Source organism: Sinomonas sp. T428B, assembly GCF_056780155.1.
The window spans coordinates 2862843-2882523 of sequence record NZ_JBRAZR010000001.1 but is presented as its reverse complement, the minus strand read 5'-3'; the positions used below and the strand labels follow the sequence as shown (position 1 = coordinate 2882523).

The 19681-nt window shown below is 68.8% G+C and carries 19 protein-coding genes; 7 read left to right on the top strand and 12 right to left on the bottom strand.

The window, feature by feature from the left end:
* Positions 1–17: 17 nt before the first annotated feature.
* Positions 18–1094, top strand: a complete 1077-nt coding sequence (locus ACUYMY_RS13285) for a methyltransferase (protein ID WP_481704015.1) — start codon at positions 18–20, stop codon at positions 1092–1094.
* On the opposite strand, the gene ACUYMY_RS13280 is transcribed toward ACUYMY_RS13285, so the two are convergent.
* Both ACUYMY_RS13280 and ACUYMY_RS13275 read right to left on the bottom strand, forming a co-directional pair.
* The gene (locus ACUYMY_RS13280; RefSeq protein ID WP_481704014.1) at positions 1091–1999 is read right to left on the bottom strand and encodes a glycosyltransferase 87 family protein; all 909 of its coding nucleotides are present in this window, start codon (positions 1997–1999) and stop codon (positions 1091–1093) included. The two genes, ACUYMY_RS13285 and ACUYMY_RS13280, sit on opposite strands and share 4 nt — an antisense overlap.
* A gap of 309 nt (positions 2000–2308) precedes the next feature.
* On the bottom strand, positions 2309–3565 hold the full coding sequence (locus ACUYMY_RS13275) for an MFS transporter (RefSeq protein ID WP_481704013.1): 1257 nt from the start codon (positions 3563–3565) through the stop codon (positions 2309–2311).
* Between the two features lie 374 nt (positions 3566–3939).
* Between ACUYMY_RS13275 and ACUYMY_RS13270 the strand changes: the two genes are divergently transcribed.
* A complete protein-coding gene (locus ACUYMY_RS13270) occupies positions 3940–4935 on the top strand; it encodes a dipeptidase (protein ID WP_481704012.1) in 996 nt (331 codons plus the stop codon).
* On the top strand, positions 4935–5450 hold the full coding sequence (locus ACUYMY_RS13265; RefSeq protein ID WP_481704011.1) for a DUF5943 domain-containing protein: 516 nt from the start codon (positions 4935–4937) through the stop codon (positions 5448–5450). The genes ACUYMY_RS13270 and ACUYMY_RS13265 overlap by 1 nt, the downstream gene beginning before the upstream one ends.
* Here the strand turns inward: ACUYMY_RS13265 and ACUYMY_RS13260 are convergent.
* The 5 genes from ACUYMY_RS13260 to ACUYMY_RS13240 form a co-directional block, all read right to left on the bottom strand.
* Positions 5427–6170, bottom strand: a complete 744-nt coding sequence (locus ACUYMY_RS13260; protein ID WP_481704010.1) for a GntR family transcriptional regulator — start codon at positions 6168–6170, stop codon at positions 5427–5429. The genes ACUYMY_RS13265 and ACUYMY_RS13260 overlap by 24 nt on opposite strands.
* 1143 nt (positions 6171–7313) lie before the next feature.
* The gene (locus ACUYMY_RS13255; RefSeq protein ID WP_481704009.1) at positions 7314–7697 is read right to left on the bottom strand and encodes a response regulator transcription factor; all 384 of its coding nucleotides are present in this window, start codon (positions 7695–7697) and stop codon (positions 7314–7316) included.
* Between the two features lie 662 nt (positions 7698–8359).
* Positions 8360–8665, bottom strand: a complete 306-nt coding sequence (locus ACUYMY_RS13250) for a hypothetical protein (RefSeq protein WP_481704008.1) — start codon at positions 8663–8665, stop codon at positions 8360–8362.
* 128 nt (positions 8666–8793) lie between these two features.
* On the bottom strand, positions 8794–9183 hold the full coding sequence (gene mscL / locus ACUYMY_RS13245; RefSeq protein WP_481704007.1) for a large conductance mechanosensitive channel protein MscL: 390 nt from the start codon (positions 9181–9183) through the stop codon (positions 8794–8796).
* Between the two features lie 88 nt (positions 9184–9271).
* Positions 9272–11593, bottom strand: a complete 2322-nt coding sequence (locus tag ACUYMY_RS13240; protein ID WP_481704006.1) for a coiled-coil domain-containing protein — start codon at positions 11591–11593, stop codon at positions 9272–9274.
* A 252-nt stretch (positions 11594–11845) separates the two neighbouring features.
* On the opposite strand from ACUYMY_RS13240, the gene ACUYMY_RS13235 reads away from it, so the two are divergent.
* Positions 11846–12325 (top strand): transporter substrate-binding domain-containing protein, encoded by a 480-nt coding sequence (locus ACUYMY_RS13235; protein ID WP_481704005.1) that lies wholly within the window; start codon positions 11846–11848, stop codon positions 12323–12325.
* The gene (locus ACUYMY_RS13230) at positions 12322–13314 is read left to right on the top strand and encodes a cation diffusion facilitator family transporter (RefSeq protein ID WP_481704004.1); all 993 of its coding nucleotides are present in this window, start codon (positions 12322–12324) and stop codon (positions 13312–13314) included. The genes ACUYMY_RS13235 and ACUYMY_RS13230 overlap by 4 nt, the downstream gene beginning before the upstream one ends.
* A gap of 17 nt (positions 13315–13331) precedes the next feature.
* On the opposite strand, the gene ACUYMY_RS13225 is transcribed toward ACUYMY_RS13230, so the two are convergent.
* The 3 genes from ACUYMY_RS13225 to coaA are packed head-to-tail and all read right to left on the bottom strand — an operon-like array spanning position 13332 to position 15367.
* On the bottom strand, positions 13332–13502 hold the full coding sequence (locus ACUYMY_RS13225; protein WP_481704003.1) for a hypothetical protein: 171 nt from the start codon (positions 13500–13502) through the stop codon (positions 13332–13334).
* Positions 13503–13561: 59 nt separating this feature from the next.
* Positions 13562–14395 carry a M15 family metallopeptidase gene (locus ACUYMY_RS13220; RefSeq protein WP_481704002.1) on the bottom strand — a complete coding sequence of 278 codons (834 nt, stop codon included), beginning with the start codon at positions 14393–14395 and terminating at the stop codon, positions 13562–13564.
* A gap of 3 nt (positions 14396–14398) precedes the next feature.
* Complete coding sequence (coaA, locus tag ACUYMY_RS13215; protein WP_481704001.1) at positions 14399–15367, bottom strand: type I pantothenate kinase; 969 nt, start codon at positions 15365–15367, stop codon at positions 14399–14401.
* 70 nt (positions 15368–15437) lie between these two features.
* Here coaA and glmS point away from each other — a divergent pair, with 70 nt between their 5' ends.
* Positions 15438–17309: a glutamine--fructose-6-phosphate transaminase (isomerizing) gene (glmS, locus tag ACUYMY_RS13210; RefSeq protein ID WP_481704000.1), complete on the top strand. Its 1872-nt coding sequence runs from the start codon at positions 15438–15440 to the stop codon at positions 17307–17309.
* A gap of 81 nt (positions 17310–17390) precedes the next feature.
* Here glmS and ACUYMY_RS13205 read toward each other — a convergent pair whose 3' ends face one another.
* Positions 17391–17633 carry a hypothetical protein gene (locus ACUYMY_RS13205; RefSeq protein WP_481703999.1) on the bottom strand — a complete coding sequence of 81 codons (243 nt, stop codon included), beginning with the start codon at positions 17631–17633 and terminating at the stop codon, positions 17391–17393.
* Between the two features lie 72 nt (positions 17634–17705).
* Positions 17706–18743: a polysaccharide deacetylase family protein gene (locus tag ACUYMY_RS13200; RefSeq protein WP_481703998.1), complete on the bottom strand. Its 1038-nt coding sequence runs from the start codon at positions 18741–18743 to the stop codon at positions 17706–17708.
* Positions 18744–19224: 481 nt separating this feature from the next.
* On the opposite strand from ACUYMY_RS13200, the gene ACUYMY_RS13195 reads away from it, so the two are divergent.
* On the top strand, positions 19225–19677 hold the full coding sequence (locus ACUYMY_RS13195; protein ID WP_481703997.1) for a hypothetical protein: 453 nt from the start codon (positions 19225–19227) through the stop codon (positions 19675–19677).
* The last annotated feature ends 4 nt before the right edge of the window (positions 19678–19681 follow it).

The window sequence follows — 19681 nt, the reverse complement described above, 5'->3', positions numbered from 1 at the left end:
GACGCTAGGGTGGCCACATGCGCACCCCGCCGCCCGCCGTCGTCCGCGTCCTCCAGAAGCTCGGCGCCGCGCTGCAGCGCGCAGCCGGCGCGCTCCAGCCGCCGCAGGCGCGCTTCCTCGAGGTGAGCGGCGGCGTCGCCGCCGTGCTGCTGCTGAAGGCGGCACTCGAGACGCGGCTCGTGGAGCCGCTCGCGGCCAGACGGGCGACGGCTGCGGAGGTTGCCCGGGAGCTCGGGCTGCACGCGGACATCGTCCACCGGGTGCTGCGCGGACTGGCCGTCTACGGGATCACGCGCCTCGGCAGGGACGGCCGGTTCTCGCTGACCCGGGTCGGGGAGCTCCTGCTCGAGGACCACCCGCACTCGATGGCCGGCTGGATCCGCTACATGACCTCGGACGCGAACCTCGCCGGCTGGCGGCGTCTCCCGGAGAGCCTGCGGGACGGGCGGCCGGCATTCAACGCAGCGACCGGCCGCAGCATCTGGGAGCACTTCGCCGAGCACCCCGAGGAGGAGGCCGGCTTCGCGCGGACCATGAACGAGCTCACACTCGTGTCCGCGCCGTTCATCGTCGCTGCCTACCCGTGGCCGGAGTCGGGGACCGTGTGCGACGTGGGCGGCGGGACCGGGGCGATGCTCGCCGAGGTGCTGCGGGCGCGGCCCGCGCTCGACGGCGTGCTCGTGGACCAGGCGGGGCCGCTCGCCTCGGCGGGGGAGTACCTCGCCTCCCGCGGGGTCGCGGCGAGGGTGCGGACCGTGGAGGGGGACCTGTTCGGTGGGTTCGACGCCGCGGCCGACGTATACCTGCTCAAGGACGTCCTGCACGACTGGGACGACGCCCAGTGCCGGGCCATCCTCGGCTCCGTGCGGGCGGCGGCGCCCGCCGGGGCGTGCGTGCTGGTCCTCGAGTGGCTCCAGGAGCCGAACGTGGCCGCGTTCCCGGTCTCGGTCTCGGACCTCATGATGCTCGCGCAGACCGAGGGCCGCCAGCGCTCCGCCGCCGAGCTGCAGGCGCTTGGCGCGGCGGCCGGCTTCGCGCCGGGGCGGGTCATCGACACGGGGGTGTACGGGATCGTGGAGCTCGTGGCTGTCTAGCGCGCGGCCCGCTCGGATGCGCCCGCGGGACCGGCGCTGCCGGTATCCGCGAGCAGCAGCCGCGGGATGGCTGCGAGGGTCATGAGCGGGAGGGGGCCCGTGAACACCGGGGCCCCGAGCATGACGGCGGGGGCCAGCAGGAAGGCCCATCCCCTCCGGGCCGCCATCAGTGTCAGCGCGAGGGCAGTGACGCAGCGCAGGACGAAGCTCACAGTGCTGTCAGGGGTGTTGCTCCGGTTCGTGATCAGGAAGCGGATCCAGTCGATCCACTCCTGCGGGCTGATGAGTGCGGAGACGAGGACCACGAGCGCCGTGGCGCCGGCCCCCCACGCTGCTCCTCGCCAGTCGCGGCGTGCGGCATGCCAGAGCAGGCCGACGCCGGTCGTCACCTTCGTCAGGATGGGGAAGGCCCAGGCCTCGGAGCGGCGCACGGCCAGCGCGGCCGCGGCTCCGAGGAGCAGGTAGATGTTCCCGACGATCAGTTCCGGAAGACAGGTGACGGCGACGGGGATGGCGAATCGCAGCGGAAGAGGGCGGACCAGCCAGAACAGCACCGCGGCCAGGAACAGCGTCCACAGGAGGCTGAACGCGGGCCACGGCAGCAGGGCGACCGGCCGGATGATCTGCAGGAAGGCGGGGGAGTAGAGGTAGGCGTCCGGCTGGCCGGGTCGAGTCCCATACTCGAAGGGGCCCTGCGCCGCGAGCCAGTAGGCGTGTGAGTCCTCCCCCCATCTGGCGTCCGTGAGCAGGTGGCGGACGATCATGTTGAGCGCGGCGAGTGCTGGAATCCACAGGATGAATGGTGCTGCCTTGGCCACGAGCGGGAACCGGCGCGCGAAGACGCTTGCCAGTCCCCACCTGGAGGCGCCCTCGGCGGTCACGGGCCGTGGGGGTGACTGGATCATTGCTGTTCCTCCGAGGAGCCGGGCATTTCCGCTTCCATCGTGGGGCAGCTTCACCGCCCGCTGGGCTAGGACCAGTCAAGGATTGGCACAGCATTTCCTCCAGTGGCCGCGGAGGGGCCCATGATGCTCGCTGCAAGGCCACCATCAGGGCGGCGTTGGAACGGCCGAAACCTGGCCGGCGCGCATGGCATAGTTCGGGCGCTCCTGACGCCGAGGATGCCGGCGGCGGGCTGAAGGGTCTCAGCCTCGGGGCATGCCGTGGGGCCCCAGCGCATCGCGCTGAGGCCCCACGTTCAATACAGTTCTCTGCTACCAGTCGAGGGACCGCTTGCTCGTCTCGGGCAGTCGCGAGCAGGCGACGAACGCCATGATGCACACGGCGACGAGGTAGAAGGCCGGGGAGAACTTGTTGCCGGTCTGGGCAATCAGCCATGTGGCGATGAAGGGAGCCGTCCCGCCGAACACCGTATAGGCGAGGTTGTAGGTCGTGGCCGACGCCGTGTACCGGACCTTGGTCGGGAACAGCTCGGACATGAGCACCGCGGTGACGATGCCTGTGAGGACCGCGCCGATGCCGAGGAGGAACTGCCCCAGCACGGCGAGGCTCAGGTTTCCGGTGGTGCCCAGCATGAAGGCGGGGAAGACCGCGGCGATGAGGATCGCGCAGGCGCCCATCGTCGTCCTACGGCGCCCGATGCGGTCTGAGAGGCGTCCCGCGAACGGGCAGAGGAGGCCGGCCAGCACCTGGCAGATACAACTTGACAGCAGGGCCGCCGGCTGGCTGAGGCCGCCCACGACCTGCAGGAACGTCGACATGTAGGTCGTGAAGGTATAGAAGGACAGGGCGGTGGCGGCGATGAAGCCGGCCAGCGTCAGGATGGTCCGCCAATGCTCGCGGATCGTCTCGCGCAGGGGAGAGGCAGCGACTTCCTTGTCCTCTTCGATGTGCTGGAAGAGAGGCGTTTCGTCGAGCTTAAAGCGGAGGTAGAACCCGAAGAAGCCGAGGGGAAGGGCCAGGAGGAAGGGGATGCGCCATCCCCACTCGCTCATGGCGGTGGGCCCGAGGATCTGTGCCAGCACAAAAGTGAAGCCGGCCGCGAAGGCGAAGGACCAGAACGTGCTGACGGGGACGAAGCTCGCGTAGGTGGCCTTCTTCTCCCGCGGTGCATGCTCGATCACATAGGCGCAGGCGCCGGCGTATTCGCCGCCCGCCGAGAAGCCCTGAACGCAGCGGGCCAGCACGAGCAGGAGCGGCGCCCAGATTCCCAGTGCGGCGAAGTTCGGCAGGAGGCCGATGAAGGCCGTCGAGCCCGAGATGAGCAGGACTGTCAGCGAGAGCGTCTTCTTGCGCCCGATGCGGTCTCCGAGCCTGCCGAAGAAGATCCCGCCGATGGGCCGCAGGGCGAACGCCACGGCGAACACCGCGAACGTCTCGAGCAGGGCCGAGGTCGGGTTGCTGCCGGGGAAGAAGTTGGCCGCGAGGACCGTGGCCAGATAGCCGTAGACGGCGAAGTCGTACCATTCGATGAAGTTGCCGATGGCAGCCGCGGAGATGACTTTCTTCATCACGGCTAGGTCGGGGGCTGCTGTCTTCTCAAGGGGTTCGATAGCGGACATGATCCCGCCTCCTGTTGGGCGGCGGGCCGCTCTGCGTGCGGGCCGCCAGTCGGGCGCTTAGTGGACAGGTTGACGCTGTGGATCCCGGGCTGTGGTCCCGGTCACTTCGAGCGGCATATACGAACTGTATTAGAGCCAGCGTCATCTGAACAGGGGCCGGACCAAGATCTTTGGAGGTAATCGAGTGTTTCCAGCGTGTTTCCGGGGTTCTGCAGCCGCTGGAAGTAGCGATTCGGAGCCACTCTTCCCATTGACAAATACCGGTCGTATTATTTCGAGCACAGACGAGGCATCCTTCGCCTCGGTCTCAGGAAGGACAACCAGTGACGGCAGAGAAGACCATCAGCCCGGGAACGGTGCACGAGGACAGCATCGTGATCGACGGGCTCATCATCGCGAAATGGGAGCGGGACCTCTTCCTCGACATGCGCAAGGGCGGGCTCACGGCGGCCAACTGCACTGTCTCGGTCTGGGAGGGTTTCCAGGAGACGGTGAACAACATCCTTGAGGTGAACCAGCTCATCGAGGACAACAATGAGCTCGTTAGGCCGGTCAGGACGACGGCGGACATCCGCGCGGCGAAGGCCGAGGGCAGGACGGGCATCATCCTGGGCTTCCAGAACGCCCACGCCTTCGAGGATCAGCTGGGCTACGTCAGCATCTTCAAGCAGCTCGGCGTCGGCGTCGTGCAGCTGTGCTACAACACCCAGAACCTCGTCGGTACCGGATGCTACGAGCGCGACGGCGGGCTCTCGGGCTTCGGGCGCGAAGTAGTGGCGGAGATGAACCGCGTGGGCATGCTGTGCGACCTCTCGCATGTGGGTGCGACGACCTCGAAGGAGGTCATCCTCGAGTCCTCCAAGCCCGTCTGCTACTCCCACTGCCTTCCGTATGGGCTCAAGGCGCACCCGCGGAACAAGACCGACGAGGAGCTTCGCTTCATCGCTGACCACGGCGGCTTCGTCGGAGTCACGATGTTCGCGCCCTTCCTCGCCAAGGGAACGGACTCGACGATCGACGACTACGCCGAGGCGATCGAGTACGTCATGAACATCGTCGGTGAGGACTCGATCGGCATCGGCACCGACTTCACCCAGGGGCAGGACCAGCGGTTCTTCGAGTGGCTCACGCATGACAAGGGGTACGCCCGGCGCCTGACCGAGTTCGGGGAGATCATCAATCCTCTGGGCATCCGAACGGTCGGCGAGTTCCCGAACCTCACTGAGACCCTCCTCAAGCGGGGCCATTCAGAGCAGCGCGTGAGGAAGATCATGGGTGAGAACTGGATGCGGGTCCTCAACGACGTCTGGGGCGGCTGATGGGAGCGCCACAGGTCCCCATCGACGTCGACTCCGAGACGGGCAGGTGGAGCACCGACTCCCTGCCCATGGTCTACGTCCCCGTCCACTTCTTCGTGAACAATCACCTCGCCGTGGAGAAGGAGCTGGGCGTGGACCGCTACGCCCAACTCCTCTACGACGCCGGCTACGCCTCGGCCTGGCATTGGTGCGAGCACGAGGCCGCAGGGCACGGCCTTGCCGGTGCGGACGTCTTCGAGCACTACTTGACGAGGCTCTCGCAGCGCGGCTGGGGCCGGTTCGAGATCCTGGACCTCGATCTCGACGCCGGCACCGCCTCCATCGCCGTCCGGCACTCTGTGTTCACCCGGCCGGAGGGCGGGACGGGCGACTATATGTTCACGGGATGGTTCGCCGGCGCCATCGACCAGATCCTCAACGCTGCCGGCAGTGAGGTGCGCACCCGGGCCGAACAGCTCTTCCACGAGGGCCAGGACGACGCCGCCTATGGCCTATTCCGCGTCGGGCCGCGCTAGCTCCACGGAGGGAAGGATGTCGCCGCCCAGATCAATGGGACCGCCCGGATTCTCTGTGACAAAGCTGAGGATGCGGTCGCGGAAGAGGACCACGTGGCGGGACGCGATGGCTTCGGCTGTATCCGGGTCGTGGTCCTCGTACGCGTCGATGAGTTCGGTATGGTCCTTCTGGACCTGAAGGAAGTGGTCGTGGAGCGACTCCCAGGACGTCGCACCCCCGAAGGCGAGATAGCCCAGCCTCTGGCCCTGGTCGTGGATCGAGCAGGCCATGCTGGCGAGGTAGCCGTTGCGCGCGGCGGTAGCCTCCAGCCGATGCAGCTCCGCATTGCTGGAGGCCACCTCCGCCGGTCGCTGGCGCTCGATGGCCTTGACCACCTTGGCCTCCGCCCGGCGAAGCTGTGTGATGTCCGACGGCGTCGCGCGCGTCGCAAGGAGCCGGGAAATGGCCCGGGCTGCGACCATGTGCGCCTGGAACAGGCTCGAGAGGTCCAGCAGATCGAGGGGCCTGACGAAGAATCCGCTCTTGCCCTGGTCTGCCACAATGAGCCCCTCGGACGCCAACAGGAACAGGGCCTCCCGGGCCGGGGTCCGACTGATGCCAAGCTTCTCGCTGATCCGCATATCGTCCACCACGGAGCCAGGCGCGAGCTCAAGGGTCATGACCTGCTTCTTGATCTCCGCATACGCGCGTTCCATGACAGATCTCTGGCGGCCGGCCATGCCCTCACCCCTCGTATTACGACGGTATACGTGTAGGGGTACACTACCTCACCTTGTCCGCGGAAGGCCGGTCACGCTGGAGCCAGAGGGCCCCCGACGCCAAGTTTCTATCAACAGCCGCGACTAGCATCCGCACCAACGGCACTCCGTCCTCCGAGCTCGATGGCTCCGCCAGACAGGGCGGGTGTCCTTCGCGGAGGACATCAGCTACGTCGCGATTGGCCCCGAAACCTGGACAGGTGGCCACGCCCTCACCCAAACGTGGTGATCAGACCTTCCCGGCCTCTTCCGCGAGGCGCCGCTCGAGGGCATTGGCGACCCGCCGGCGGTACAGCCCCACGCCCGAGATGGACGTCAGGAGCAGGCCCGCGGCGGCGAACATGACGGGGCCCGGGCTGATTTCGAGGGGCTTCCGGGATACCTGGCTCGTGGCGACGTGGCCGTCGTCGGGTGTGGCTTCATTCCTGGTGTGAGACGCGCGGAGGCTCGCGGAGGCGGATGGACTCGCCGACTCGGTCGCCGCGGAGGGGGACGGCGAGGGCTCCGCGGTGGCTTCGCCCGGGGCAGGGAGGCCCTGTTGGCGCACGGCCGGTGCCGGGGCCGTCTGACCGCTGCCGCTGGGGACGGGAATCGTAGTGGCCCCTTGGACCGGGCCCGGCGCCGTCGGGACTTGGCGGGTGGGGGCTGCGGGTGCCTGCGGGGTTGTCGTACTCGGGGCCGCCGTCGGCTGCGGTGCAGGCGCCGTGCTGGTGGTGGTGCCGGAGGGCGTCGGAGTCGCCGTTGTCGACGGGGTGGGGGACGACGACGGAGATGTCGCCTTGAGCGAGTACGACAGGGTCGGGAGGGGGGACGAGAGGAGGGAGTCTTCGGCCTCGATGCATGCAGTCACTGGCAGGCGCTCGGGCTCACACTGAGCAGCCTCCGCCGGAGCCGCGGCAGAGAGGCCCGCACCCGTGACTGACGCAGCCAGGGCCATCCCGGCAGTCAACGGAGCAATCATGGGTCACTAGCCTACACAGTGTTCAAAGAATGCGACGTCGTGCTTGTCACGCTCCCGGTGGGCGGGCGCACGGCCTGGGGATCATCCATCGGCACCGGTGCGGATCCTCCCGCGGCGGATCGGGGCAGTCGCTCCGGCCGTCCCTAGTCGTCGGGGTTCGTCCGGCTCTCGAACTTGGGGAGCATTTCCAGGACGCGGGCTCGGAGCTCTCGGATGCGGAAGGGCTTGGCCATGGCGGCGGTGATCCCGGGGTGGGCGCCGGAGATGAGGTCCACTCGGCCGGTGAGCAGCAGGATCGGGATGTCGGTGAATCCGCGCAGGTCAGCGGCGGTGTCGAGGCCGTTTCGGTCCGGAAGGCCGTAGTCCAGAAGGACGACGTCGGGGCGGTGCTCGCGCGCGGCCTGGACACCGGTGCCGCTGGTCGAGGCTTCGCGGACTGTGAGCCCCGCACTGGACAGGGCGATGCTGATGAGGCGTCGGACGTCGTCGTCGTCTTCGATGACCAGGGCGATGCATTCAGCGGGCATGGGTGTCCCTCTCCCTTACGGGGTGCGGTGGTCGGGTGCGGGATGGGGGTCGGGGAGGTGGACTGCGAAGGTGCTGCCCTGTCCGGGGGAGCTCGTGCAGTCAATGGTGCCGCCGTGGGCGGTCGCGATGGCCTTAGCATCGTCGCGTGGAGGAGGAGCCCTATCTGGAACAGCTGGCCTGCCGCCATGCCCGGGTGCCAGACCGCGACGATGACTGCGGCAAGGCCGGCGGCCAGGGTCAGGGGCAGCCGGCTCAGGATTACCCCGCCTTCCGGGAGACATCTCGTACAAGAACCTGCGTGCTGCGAACGGCCGCGCATCCCTGCCCCGAGATTCTCCCAACCGCGCTCTCCCCCACTGGACCCGGAAATGCTGCCACCCCCCATTGACACCCTCCGCCGTCCCCTTACAAGACCGTCAGGCAAATTTCAGTAGACGTCCCGTGTAAAATGCTTGCCTCTTTCCTTCCGTGGTCCAGCAGACGGAGGCTCTTGGAAAGAGGGCAGGCATTTGGTGCGGAGCAGGCGAACGTTCTCTCCGGGGGCACTCCCTAGAGGAGAGGCACGTGCAACGGGTTTAATCAAACGCGAAGCAGGGCCGCCAGGTTCATGCGGATCAACTGGCGGCTCAATGATGAATGGGTCTGCCGGAGGTGGCGGCGGTCAGAACTGGTCGGGAGAATCGATCGATTCTGCGACAGTGATCTCAGGGGCTGTGTTGGGATCCCCGCCTACGGAACCAATGAATTTCTGAAGTTCAGGGTCCGAGAAGAAACTCTGGAACGCGTTCACTGATTCCCATTCGTCATTGACGAGAACGAACCCGTCGCCAACGGCGAACCGGTGGTGGAGGGCCCCATGCTCCTTCGCCCGCTCAGCGATCTTGCGGTAGTCGTCCGCGCGTTCGTCGAGAGACTTCATGAATGCGTTGGTGTCGCCGGAAACCTTGACCGCGACAATGACAGACATGGCGATTGACCTCCTGCGTTCGTGAGACCGCTGCTCATGTTAGGAAGCTCCGCGAAGGCAGACAAGAGCGGGAGTTGACTCGTGGAGCCTCTGGAGAGAGTGGGTCCCCGTGAAGGGGCCGGGTACCTCTAGTCCCGGGAGGCCTTGAGGGAGTCCCGGATCTCAGTCAGGAGCGCAATCTGCGGATCGACCTTCTCGCCCTGGTCCTCGTCCTTGATGGCCAGCTTGCGATTGCGGCGCTCGATGAAGTGGTTCATCGGCATGACGACGACGAAGTAGATCGCCGAGGCGACGAGCAGGAAGTTCACGACGGCGGTCAGGAACACGCCGAACCTGACGTCGCCGAAGGCGAGGAAGTCGTTGAAGTTCGGCTCGCCCACGAGGAGCGAGATCAGCGGCATGAGGACGCTCTTGACCAGCGCGTCCACGACGGCGCTGAACGCCGTACCCATGATGACGGCCACGGCCAGATCGATGACGTTGCCCTTCATAATGAAGGATTTGAATCCACTCAGCATGCCCACACCCTATCGGGGCGCTAGACGCCAGAGGAAAGGGCGGGACGGAGTTGCAGTCCGTCCCGCCCTGCGGGAGAAAGCCCGAGTGTCAGACGGCGCAGCCGCCGTTGGCGATGGTGGAATCGATCTTTGCGATCTCCGTCTGCACGCTGCCCAGCTGTCCCTGCAGGGTGGTGACCGTCGTCGTCTGGGCGGCGATCGCCTCCTTGTTCTGCTTCTTCTGGGCTTCGAGATTCGCTAGCACGGTCTTGGCCTCGGTGACCTTCTTGTCGAGAGTGGTCAGCTGCGCCTGGAGATCCTTGAGCCGGGCCTCGGTGGCGCTGATCTCGCCTTCGAGGCTTGTGAGCGTCGCGAGCAGCGGCGTGACCCGGGCGTTCAGTGCGAGGATCTCGGCCTCCTTGGCGGCGATCTGCGGGTTCAGCACCTCGAGCGCGGCCACGAGCTTGGCGATCTCGGCATTGAGGTTGGTGACCTCGCCCTGCTTCACGGCGACGGCCTGGGTCGCCGCGTCCAGCTCCCCCTTGAGGGTGGACAGCTGCGACTCGAGCGTGGCGATCTCAGCGCCCTTGGCCGTCACCGCGGCCTCGGCCTCCAGGAGCCGCTGGTCCGCGGCGGCCTTCGCCGCATTGAGTTCGGTGAGCTTGGCCTGCTGCTTGGCCACCTCCTGCTGTGCGGCCTCGAGATTCTCGGTGAGCCCAGGGAGGGCCGCCTCGAGGTTCTTCACGACGGCCTCCTGGTCCACGACGGCCTTGGCAGCTGCCGTTGCGGCGGCTTGGAGACCGGAGAGCTCCGCGGTGAGGGTCGCCAGGACGCCTTGCTGGACCTGCACGGCGGCGGTGGCGTCCTGGAGGCGGATCTGGCCGGAGCTGAGCTGCGTCTGGAGCGCCGCGATCTCGGCCTCCTTCGCCGTCACGACGTTGTTCGCGGTCGTGAGGCTCTCCTGGAGCGGAGCGGTCTGCGTCTGCAGCGCGGCGCTCTCCTGCTTCTTGACCAACAGGGCCGCGTTGAGCGTCTGCACCTGGGTCTGGAGGAGCGCGAGATTGCCGTTCAGACCATTGATGAGAGTGGTCTTGTCGGCGATCTGTGTGGTGAGGATGGGAAGCTCAGCCTCGTACTGGGCGATGAGCGCCTCGCGGTTCTTCTTCTCGCCGTCCTTGTTGTCCTTGATGGCCTTGAGGCGGGCGATCTCCGTCTCGAGGAAGGTCTTGCGCGCCTGGAGGGCTGCGAGTTCGCTGATCGCCTGCCGCAGCTGGTTCTGGACTGTGGTGATCTGCGCCTGCTTGGCGGCGATCTGGTTCTCGAGGCCGGTGATGTCCTTGAGGGCCTGGTCGATCGCGGCCTGGTTCGCTGCCACGGCATCAGCCGCCTTCTGGGCATCCTGCTCAAGGGCCGTCAGAGCAGTACGGGCATCGGCCAGCTGAGTCATCGTGGCGTCCACGGCCGCGGCGGCGTTCGCCTGCTCAAGCTGGAGTGTGCCGAGCAGGGTCTCGGCGTCCGCGATCTCGGCGGTCTTGTCGGCCACGGCCTTCGCGGCGGCCTGGGAGGCCGTTGTGAGCTGGGCGAGCGTGCCCTGCGCCTTCTCCACAGCGGCGCGCTGGGCGTCGAGGGCGTCCTGAGCGGCGGTGGCGTCTCCTTCGAGGCGGGCAAGCTCGGCAGCGGCAGCCTCCACTGTAGCGGCTGCGCCCGCGGCATCATCCGCCGCCTTGTCGGCGGCCTGGACGAGGGCCGCGAGCTCGGACTGCGCAGTGGCAATCTCCAAGGTCTTGGCCGCCACCGCGGCCCCGGCCGCATCGGCGGTGGCCTTCCGCGCATCGAGCTCGGAGGTGGCGGTGGCGAGCTGAGACCGCGTCTCCGCAAGGTCGCCCTCGAGGCCGGCCTTCTGGGCGGCGAGGTCGGCGCTCGCGGCCTTGGCGGCGGCCAGTTGGTCCAGCAGCGGGTTGAGGGTGTCCTGCGTCTCCTGGAAGGAGGCCTGCAGGCGGGCCAGCTCGGCCCTTGCTTCCACGATCTCCTGCTCGGTGTCGGTCGTCGACACGGCGAGCGACGAGAGCTCAGTGTTCTTGCCGCTGATGTCCGTGTTGAGCTGCCCATTCTGCGCGTCGAGATCGGCGATCTCCTTCTCGAGCCCGGCAATACCGGCCGTGAGCGTGTCGGCCCGAGTCTGCAGCGCCGTGCGCTGGGCCTGGAGCTCGGCGATCAGCACGGCGTTCTTCCGTGCCGCTGCCTTGAGCAGGCCCTCTTGAACCACGCCCCGATGGGAGTACTGGTTGACGACGCCGCTGCATATGCCCGCCTGCGAGCCTGCCGGAGCGGCGACGGCGGCGGGTGCGGAGACGGCGAGCATCCCGCTGAGGATCCCGGGGACGACGACGGCGGCCGCGAGTCGCGCGATCTGAGGTGTGGAGCGGTTCATGGCGGGTCCCCTTGGGAGCGGTTCTGCGGCGGTGCAGATGGTGGTGACGAGTGCATTTCTCACGCTACGGACTGGGGTGCGGGTTGGTCTGCGGGTCCGCGCACCCGACTTTGCCCGCGGACTACGCGTCTTTCCGGAACATCACTACTTGGCCGTCCCAGCCGGGTACTCAGGCCAGGGAACGCCGCCGCCCCGGCGACCTGCTCGGGCAGAGCACTGGACCGGCCGCACCCCTGCTGATACAGCTGAAGCATGCGCAAGTGGATCGGCACAGCGTGGGCACTCGCGTTGTGCGCCGCCGTGCTGACCGGCTGCGGGATCTCCATCCCCTCAGACCCCGAGGGCACCCTGGATCGGGTCAGGGGAGGGGTGCTGCGGGTCGGCGTGACAGAGAACCCCGGGTTCGTGGAGCTTCGCGGCGGCGGCGAGCCGCGGGGAACCGAGCCCGAGCTCGTCCGCGAGTTCGCCGCCGCCCTCGGCGCCGACGTCGAGTGGGTCGAGGGCACCGAACGGGAACTCGTGGAAGGGCTCCGGGAGGGCGAGCTCGACGCCGCGGCGGGCGGCTTCCGCGACGACTCGCCGTGGCAGGAGAAGGCCGGCATGACCCGGTCCTACGGAGAGACGGTGGACGAGCAGGGCAGGAAGGCCAAGCACGTCCTGCTCGTCCCCGAGGGAGAGAACGCCTTCCTCCTCGAGCTGGACACCTTCCTCGAGGATCGGAAGCAGCGATGAGCAGGCAGGCGGCCCCGGCCCGGTTCGGAAGAACGGAGCTGCCCCCCGAGCAGCGGGAGGCGCTCCGCAGGGCCAAGCGCCTCGAATGGATCTCGCTCGGGACCCTCTCGGGCACGGCCGTGCTCGTGTTCCTGGTGCTGGGCAACTCCCAGGCGATGAAGGTGGCATGGGTCGAGGACATGCTCTCGCTCCTGCCGCCGCTCGCGTTCCTCGTCGCCGGACGCTTCATCCGGCGCCAGCCGGACCGGGAACACCCCTATGGCTTCCACCGCTCCATCGGCATCGCCCACCTCGTCGCGGCGGTGTCGCTCGTCGCGATGGGCGGCTTTCTCGTCGTCGACTCCGCGATCGACCTTCTCCAGGCAAAGCCCCCCACGATCGGCGGGGTGGCCCTCTTCGGCCAGACCGTCTGGCTCGGCTGGCTCATGATCGCCGTTCTCGCCGTCACGTCCGTCCCGCCGGCCATCCTGGGCCGGAAGAAGATGAAAGTCGCCGAGCAGCTCCACGACAAGGTCCTCTACGCCGATGCCGAGATGAACAAGGCGGACTGGCTGACGGCCAGCGCCGCGATCATCGGGATCCTCGGGATCGGCGTGGGGCTCTGGTGGGCCGACGCCGCCGCCGCGATCCTGATCTCGGTGGACATCCTGTACGACGGCGTGAGGAACCTCCGCGCGGCGGTCGCCGGACTCATGGACAAACGGGCGAGGACTTTCGACGACAAGTCCCCGCACCCGCTGAAGGAGCGGATCGAGGGCTACCTCCGCGGCCTGGATTGGGTTGTCGCGGCGGAGTCACGGGTCCGGGACCTGGGCCACGTCTTCCATGTGGAGGCGTTCGTCGTGCCCCGGGACGGTACCGTGCCGCCGCTCGACGTGCTGCAGAGGACCCGCCAGGCCTGCGGTGCCCTCGACTGGAAGATCCACGACATCGTGCTCGTCCCCGTCGAGGAGCTGCCTGGCCGTTCCGTCCAGGACGGCGAGGCCTAGGCCCGGGACGCCGCGGGCTACTCGGGGGCCGAGCCCTTCTCGATCTTCCGCGCGAGGCCGATGATCTTCTCCAGGTCCCGCCGCGACTCGAGTCCGTGGACCCGGCCCCGCACGCCCTGCGCGAGCTCCTGGATCTCCTTGGCAGCGTCGGCCCACTCCCGCCGTTCCATCCCCTCTTCCTCGTCCATCGTTCCTCCACCCCCATCTGTTCCATGATTTTCACGCCGCCAGCGCTGCTGGCAAGACTTCAGTACGTCGGCGCCGCCGGCAGCCCGAGGTACTCCTCGAGCGTGGCGATGCCGCGCGCGTGCATGTCCGCCGCCGCCTCGACGCCGATGTACCGCAGGTGCCACGGCTCGTAGTAGTAGCCGGTGGTCTCGTGGTGCCACCACGGGTACCGCACGATGAACCCGTACTCATGCCCGTGCGCCGCCACCCACACCGCCGCGGGGGTGTCCTTGAAGCAGGGCATGAGCGAGCACGCCCCGCTCGGGTCCGCGATGTCGAAGGCGAAGCCGGTCTGGTGCTCCGAGTAGCCCGGGCGGGCCGACGCGACGTCTGCCGCCTCCTGCCCCTGCCGTGCGACCCAGCCATCGTATGTCGTCGCCTGCGTCGCGTAGGACCGGTAGCCGCTCAGCAGCACCATCTGCACCCCGTCCCGCGCCGCCGCGGCGAACATCGCCTCGGCCGCACGCGCCGTCGTCGGGTTCAGCTGCGCGCCCTCGCCGGCCGCCGCGAGCGGGACGGCGGGCACGGTGAGCGGCGGCGCGTAGTCGATCGGCGTGAGCGGGGTGCGCTTGTTCACGACGACGAGCGGGCTCGCCGGGTCGGCCGCCGCCGCCGGCCGCACCGCCGACGTGGGGGCCTGCGACGCCGAGATGGGGGTCTGGGACGCCGACGTGGGGGCCTGCGCCGTCGAGGTGGGGGTCTGGGACACCGAAACGGGGGCGGACGACGGCGGGCCGGTCACCGCCGTCGCGGACGTCGCCGTCGACCGCGGCGCCGCGGGGGAGCAGGCGCAGAGCGCGAGGGGGAGGGCCACGGCCAGGAGCACTAGCGCACCCGTGCTACGACCTGCCACGGCTCACACCTTTCTCAAGAGCATGCGCCGGATCGAGTGGTCCCCGTCCTTGGTGAGCACGAGCTGCGCCCGTCCCCGGGTGGGGAGCACGTTCTGGATGAGGTTCGGCTCGTTGATCCGCTTCCAGATGCTGCGCGCGGTCCTGACGGCCTCCTCGTCGGAGAGCGAGGCGTACCGGTGGAAGTAGCTCTCGGGCTGGGCGAACGCGCCCGAGCGCAGCTTGAGGAACCGCTCGACGTACCACTGCTCGATGTAGCTCGTCTTCGCGTCGACGTAGAGGGAGAAGTCGAAGAAGTCGCTCAGGGCCAGGCCGGTGGTCCCGTCGTGCCGCGGGCGGGCGGGGGCGAGGACGTTGAGGCCCTCGACGATGAGCACGTCCGGCCGCCGGACCACGACCTCCTTCCCGGGAACGATGTCGTACGTCAGGTGCGAGTACCAAGGCGCGCGGACCTCCTCCGCGCCGGACTTGATCTCGGCGACGAAGCGCAGGAGCCCGCGGCGGTCGTAGGACTCGGGGAAGCCCTTGCGCTCGAGCAGGCCGCGCCGCGTCAGCTCGGCGAGCGGGAGCAGGAAGCCGTCGGTCGTGATGAGCTGCACGTCCGGCGTCGAGGGCCAGCGGCGCAGCATCTCGCGCAGCACACGCGCGATCGTGGACTTGCCCACGGCCACGGAGCCGGCCACGCCGATCACGAACGGCGTGCGCTGGGTGCGCTCGCCGAGGAACGTGTTCGTCGCGGAGTGGAGCTGCTCGGAGGCCTCGACGTAGAGATTCAGGAGGCGCGAGAGCGGGAGGTAGACGTCGCGGACCTCGCGCAGGTCGAGGGGGTCGCCGAGGCCGCGGATGCGGTCGACGTCCTCCTGGTTGAGGGGCTGCTCCATACGGTCCGCGAGGCGGGCCCACGTGGCACGGTCGAGTTCGACGAAAGGCGTTGCGCCATCGCCGTCGAACTCGGATCTCTGCAGACTCACCATGGTGATTCTGCCAAGTGGCGTGCGCTACGCGAAATAAGGCGGGAACCTGCCCGCCGGTAGGATGGACGGCATGTGTGGAATCGTCGGCTACGTTGGCCGCGCCGAGGCGCGCCCCAGCCACAGTGCCCTGGACGTTGTGATCGAAGGACTGCGCCGCCTCGAATACCGCGGGTATGACTCCGCGGGGGTGGCCGTGGTGGTAGACGGCTCGATCGAGTCGCGCAAGAAGGCTGGCAAGCTCGCCAACCTCGAGAAGGAGCTCTCGGAGCGCCCGCTCCCCGAGAGCATCACGGGCATCGGCCACACCCGGTGGGCCACCCACGGCGGCCCCACGGATGCCAACGCGCACCCGCACCTGGCCGACGGCGGGAAGCTCGCCGTCATCCACAACGGCATCATCGAGAACTTCGCCTCCCTCAAGGCCGAGCTCACGGCCAAGGGCGTCCAGTTCCTCTCCGAGACGGACACTGAGGTCGCCGCGGCGCTCATCGGCGACATGTACCGCGGCGCGGCCGACGGCGACATCACCAAGGCGATGCAGCTCGCCTGCCAGCGGCTCGAGGGCGCGTTCACGCTCCTGGCCGTGCACGCGGAGCAGCCCGGCGTCGTGGTGGCCGCGCGGCGGAACTCGCCGCTCGTCGTCGGACTCGGGGACGGCGAGAACTTCCTCGGCTCCGACGTCTCGGGCTTCATCGACCACACGCGCCGTGCCGTCGAGCTCGGCCAGGACCAGATCGTGACGATCACGTCCGAGACGTTCGAGGTCACCGACTTCTTCGGCAAGCCCGCCCAGGGCAAGGAGTTCGAGGTCTCGTGGGACGCGGCCTCCGCGGAGAAGGGCGGCTTCCCCTCCTTCATGGAGAAGGAGATCCACGACCAGCCGGCCGCCGTGCACGACACCCTGCTGGGCCGCTCCGACGCCTCCGGCCGGCTCGTGCTCGATGAGCTGCGCATCGACCCGGAGGAGCTCAAGCGGGTCGACAAGATCATCGTCCTCGCGTGCGGCACGGCCGCGTACGCGGGCCTCGTGGCCAAGTACGCGATCGAGAACTGGTGCCGCATCCCGACCGAGGTCGAGCTCGCGCACGAGTTCCGCTACCGCGACCCGATCGTCGACTCGAACACCCTCGTGGTCTCGATCAGCCAGTCCGGCGAGACCATGGACACGCTCATGGCGGTGCGGTACGCCCGCGAGCAGGGCGCCAAGACGGTCTCGATCTGCAACACGAACGGGTCCACGATCCCGCGCGAGTCGGACGCCGTGCTCTACACGCACGCCGGCCCGGAGATCGCCGTGGCCTCGACCAAGGCGTTCCTGGCCCAGATCACCGCCGCGTACCTGCTGGGCCTCTACTTGGCACAGCTGCGCGGGAACATCTTCTCGGGCCAGATCAAGGACGTCCTCGCGGACCTCGCCAAGATCCCGCAGAAGATCCAGAAGATCCTCGACTCCGCGGGCCCGCTGCGCGAGCTCGCCCGGAGCATGAAGGACGAGAAGTCGGTCCTGTTCCTGGGCCGCCACGTGGGCTTCCCGGTCGCGCTCGAGGGCGCGCTCAAGCTCAAGGAGATCGCGTACATCCACGCCGAGGGCTTCGCCGCGGGCGAGCTCAAGCACGGCCCGATCGCGCTCATCGACGACGGGCAGCCCGTGTTCGTCGTCGTGCCGTCCCCGCGCGGGCGCAACTCGCTGCACTCCAAGGTGGTCTCCAACATCCAGGAGGTGCGGGCCCGCGGGGCGCGCACGCTCGTGATCGCGGAGGAGGGCGACGAGGACGTGCGCGAGTACGCCGAGCACGTCTTCTACGTCCCGGAGACTCCGGTGCTGCTCATGCCGCTGCTGACGACGGTCCCGCTGCAGATCTTCGCTGCCGAGCTCGCCTCCGCGAAGGGCTACGACGTGGACCAGCCGCGCAACCTGGCCAAGTCGGTCACAGTGGAGTAGCCCCTTCTTGCCCGCGACGACGGGCGCGGGGAGGTACGACGGCGATGGGCCGGCTCGGATGCTCGGGCCGGCCCATGCTAGTCAGGGCTTGCGGTGCCGGCCGTGGCGGTGGACCTCCTTGCCCTCCTTCTCGTACGGGTCCCGGGTCACCTCGATCCAGTAGCTCTCCCGGCCCTTCAGCCGGCCGGCACCCGGGCCGGGGCCGGGGATCTGGGCCGCGGCGAGGTTCGGCATCGCCGGGTCGCGTCCGGAGCCGTGCGTGGCCGCCCCGGACCAGTGCAGCCGCTCGGTGGCGGGGGACTTCCAGATGCGGAACAGTCGCATCTGAATCACCTCCTCGGGGATGTAGTACCCATTGTCCCGCCTGATGTGCGGAAACGTCAGAGGCACGGGGCGTCAGAGCAGGACGTCGAGCGTCACGAAGCTGTAGCCGGCCGCGCGCAGCTGCGCGATGAGCGCGGGGAGGGCGTCGGCGTCGAGCGTCGAGCCGTCCTGGGGGTGCGAGCCCACGTGCATGAGCACGATCATCCCGGGCGTCTGCGCGGCCATGACCCGCGAGACGACGAAGCCGGGCCCGCGCCTGCCGCCCATCGTCCCCTGCCAGCCGAGCGAGTCCACGGTCCAGCGCACCGCCGCGTACCCGTTGGCGTTGACCGCGGCGATCGTGCGCGCGTCGCGATCGCCGTAGGGGAAGCGGAACAGCGGCCGCGGATCGGCGCCGCCGGCCAGGATCGCGGCCTGCGCCCGGACGAGCTCGCTCGCGATCTGCGCATCGCTCAGGCCCCTGAACGCCGCGTGCGTCATGGAGTGGTTGGCGAGCCGGTGGCCGGCGGCGGCGATCTCTGCGACCCCGGAGGGGTTCCCCAGCGCCCACTGGCCCGTGACGAAGAACGTGGCCGCGACCTGCTCGGCGCGCAGGGTCGCGAGGATCGGGGCGAGGCCCGCGCTGCCCGCGCCGGCGTCGAAGGTCAGGGCCGCAATCCGGCGGGTGGTCGGGATCCGCTCGATGTCCAGCCCGCGCAGGGCGTCGGGGAGGGCGTTCGACGGCGCCGGCACCGGCTGCGGGCTCGGCACCAGGCTGCCGGGCTGGGGCGGGGGAGCGGGCGCGGGGAGCTCCGAGGGGTTCGCGGGCTCCTGGACGGGGCCGGCCGGCTCCTCCGGCGGCTCGATCCTGGCCCCCGGCGGCGGGGGGACGATGCCGCCCGGCTCATCCGTCGCCGTCGGGCTGGGCTCGCCCGGGGCGACGGATACCGATGGGCTGCTCCCGCCCAGCGGCCCGGCCGTCGTTGCGGGGGCGCTGGTGGTGGGCGGCGCCGTCGTGCCTTCGAGGCCGCTCGGGCGCAGGACGGCGACGGCGATCGCCGCGGCCGCGAGCAGCAGGGCCGCGATCACCGAGATGACGAGGGCGAGCCGACGCCCGCCGAGAACCGCCACGGGGCGCTCCTAGCATTCCTGTGCTACGACACTACGCCCCGGAGCCCCCGCGCGCGAGGCGCCCTCCTCTCCGGCCCTCAATCCGAAGGCCAAGGGTTCCCACCCTGCGCCCAATGTCCCACTCCGCCCTGTTCACGTCATGCGTATCAGGTACTCGAATTCGCGGTACAAGCGGGCCAGCAGTACGCGGGCAGCAACCCGAGTACTCATCCCGCGCGCTTGACGGGTCCGGGGGGGCATCTGCCCGTCTGGTCAGGGGCAAGTATCCGGAGGCCCCCCTTCCAAGTATCCGGAGGCCCCGCTTCCAAGTAGTCTGCGGCCGCGGTTTCCGTGGGATACGCGTAGCCGCAAGTGTAGGAACCGCCCTGTGCGCTCTGACACAGTCGAATGGCATCGGGCAGCGATTCCACGAAGCCCGGACTCCATCAGCCCGAGGCTTTCCGCGAACAGCTGCGGCCTCACCCAGCAAGGGGGACATCCCATGAACAAGCTCTCCAGCAAGAAGAAGATCGCCGTCGCCGCTGCCACCGCCGGCATGCTCGCACTGGGCGGCGGCGCTGCCATCGCCTACTGGACCACCACCGGGTCCGGCGGCGGCTCGGCGGCAGCGTCCGACGGCGGCGGCACGGTGACTCTCCACGCCACGTTCGACGGCGGCATCGCGCCGGGCACGTCGAAGTCGGTTGCCTACACCGCCGACAACGCGACCGACTCGAGCACTCAGGTCGGCGCGCTGACGGCCACCGTGACCACGAGCAACGCCGGCTGCCTTCCCGCCTGGTTCACGGTGACCGCTAACACCTCCAACTCCCGCGTGCTCGCCAAGAGCACCGGCACCTCGGTCGGCACCGGCACCCTGACGTTCAGGGACCTTGACGTCAACCAGGACGCCTGCAAGGGCGCCACGATCACGGTGACCGTCGGGAGCATCTAGTCGG